Genomic DNA, 2,370 nt, shown 5'->3' with positions numbered 1-2,370 from the left:
ACCGTCCGCTTGGCGTGGACCCCACCTCTATACAGTCGAGAGCGTGACCCGTTTACCGAACGAAAGCCTGCCGCCGCCGTTCCCGTCTCGGCGTGCGCCGCCCTGCACGCCCTCCGCGACGCCGGGAAGGTCGAGGCGGGCCAGAGGGTCCTCGTGATCGGCGCCGGCGGCGGCGTCGGAACCTTCGCCGTCCAGCTCGCCACGGCGCTCGGCGCGACGGTGACCGGGGTCTGCAGCACCGGCAAGGTCGACCTCGTCCGGTCGCTCGGAGCCGCACAGGTGATCGACTACACCCGCGAGGACTTCGCGGACGGAAGGAACACCTGGGACCTGATCCTCGACATTGCCGGAAATCCCACCCTGTCCCGGCTCCGCCGGGCGCTCACCCCGACCGGCACCCTCGTCATCGTCGGCGGAGAGGGCGGTGGCGCCGTGTTCGGCGGGATCGACCGCCAGCTGCGTGCCCTCCTGCTGTCCGGCTTCGTGAAGCAGACCCTGCGCGGGGTCGTCTCCGCCGAGGGCGCCGACGACCTCGAGACCCTCGGGAAACTGCTCGAGGCCGGCACCATCCGGCCCGTGATCGACCGGACGTTTCCCCTCGCGGATGCGGCAGACGGCATCCGCTACCAGCACGCCGGACAAGCCAGGGGGAAGGTCGTCGTCACCGTTCCGTGAGACCCCGGACAGGGGGAGTCGTAGGCTGGGCGGGTACCCAACGAAATGGATATCCCCCTGTTATGAGCATTTGGCGCACCAAAAGCATTGAGGCCTCGATGGCCGACTCCCTCGAAAAGGGCCACAATCTCAAGCGCACCCTCGGCACCTGGGACCTCATGGTCATGGGTGTCGCCGTTGCCGTCGGCGCCGGGATCTTCTCGGTCGGAGCAAAGGCGGCCGGCAGCTACGCTGGCCCGTCGGTGACGCTCGCGTTCCTGCTCGCCGCCCTCACCTGCGCCCTCGCGATCATGTGTTACGCGGAGTTCGCGTCGGCGGTGCCGGTCGCCGGCTCGGCGTACACCTTCACCTATGCGACCCTCGGCGAGCTCCTGGCCTGGATCATCGGCTGGGACCTGATCCTCGAGATGCTCACCGCGGCCGCCGTGATCGCCAAGTACTGGGGCATCTACCTCTCGAGCGTCTTCGAACTCCTGCACTGGAACGTGCCGGCGACCATCAACATTCTCGGCCTCGACGTGAGCTGGGGCGCCTTCGTCATCGTCGCGATCTTCACGACTCTCCTCGTGCTCGGCACCAAGCTCTCCGCGCGGGTCGCGAGCGTCTTCACGATCCTCAAGGTCGCGATCGTGCTCTTCGTCATCGTCGCCGGCGCCTTCTTCATCAACCCGGCGAACTACTCGCCGTTCATCCCCGCCGCTGTCCCGACGACGGGTGGAGACGGCGACGTCTGGATGCAGTCCCTCTTCTCCTTCATGACCGGTGCGCACCCGGCCCAGTACGGCCTCTTCGGCCTGCTCGCGGGCGCCTCCCTCGTCTTCTTCGCGTTCATCGGCTTCGACGTCGTCGCCACGAGCGCCGAGGAAGTCAAGAACCCGCAGAAGACCCTGCCGCGCGGGATCTTCGCAGGGCTCGCGATCGTGACCGTGCTCTACCTCGGCGTCAGCCTCGTACTGACCGGGATGGTGCCGTACACGGTGCTCGCGCAGGACCCGAACGCCTCCCTCGCAACGGCCTTCGTCGCCGTCGGAGCCGGCTGGGCCGCCGAGGTCATCTCGGTCGGCATCCTGATCGGCCTGACGACCGTGATCATGGTGCTGCTCCTCGGGCTGTCCCGGGTGCTCTTCGCCATGAGCCGTGACGGCCTGCTGCCCCGCGGCCTCAGCGTCACCTCGGCGAAGCGCGGCACGCCGGCGCGGGTGCAGATCATTGCGGGCACGGCGGTCGCGCTGATCGCCGGCCTCACCAACGTGGGCGTCCTCGAGGAAATGATCAACATCGGAACGCTCTCGGCGTTCGTGCTCGTCAGCATCGCCGTGATCGTGCTGCGGAAGAAGCGGCCGGACCTCAAGCGCGCCTTCAAGGTGCCCTTCTCCCCGTACCTGCCGATCCTCTCGGCCGTGCTGTGCTTCTGGCTGATGCTGAACCTCACAACCCTGACCTGGGTGCGCTTCGCGGTGTGGCTCCTGATCGGCCTCGCCGTGTACTTCGCCTACGGGCGCCGCCACTCCGTGGTCGGCATCGAGGCCAAGCGCGTGTTCGACGAGACCGTACGCACCGAGGCCGTCCGAGAGGAGAACTCGCTCCGCGACTGACCCCTCCCGCGACGAACCCTTTCCGCCAATCCGTTCCGCGAGAGTACGGATTCGGCCCTCTCCGTGCGGCTGAAGGGGCCATTTTCGTACTCTCGCGGGC

At 67.8% G+C, this 2,370-nt stretch carries 2 protein-coding genes; both read left to right on the top strand.

Going from position 1 to position 2,370, the window contains the following annotated elements:
* On the top strand, positions 1-675 hold a 675-nt coding region (locus QN345_RS18045), incomplete at its 5' end, for an NAD(P)-dependent alcohol dehydrogenase (protein WP_323509013.1).
* Positions 676-737: 62 nt separating this feature from the next.
* On the top strand, positions 738-2,270 hold the full coding sequence (locus QN345_RS18040) for an amino acid permease (protein WP_323509012.1): 1,533 nt from the start codon (positions 738-740) through the stop codon (positions 2,268-2,270).
* Positions 2,271-2,370: the final 100 nt, after the last annotated feature.

The sequence above is a fragment of the Cryobacterium sp. 10I1 genome (assembly GCF_035019805.1).
In the GTDB taxonomy this organism is placed as follows: domain Bacteria; phylum Actinomycetota; class Actinomycetes; order Actinomycetales; family Microbacteriaceae; genus Cryobacterium; species Cryobacterium glucosi.
The sequence above is the reverse complement of the archived record's forward strand: the minus strand, read 5'-3'. Positions and strand labels throughout refer to the sequence as shown.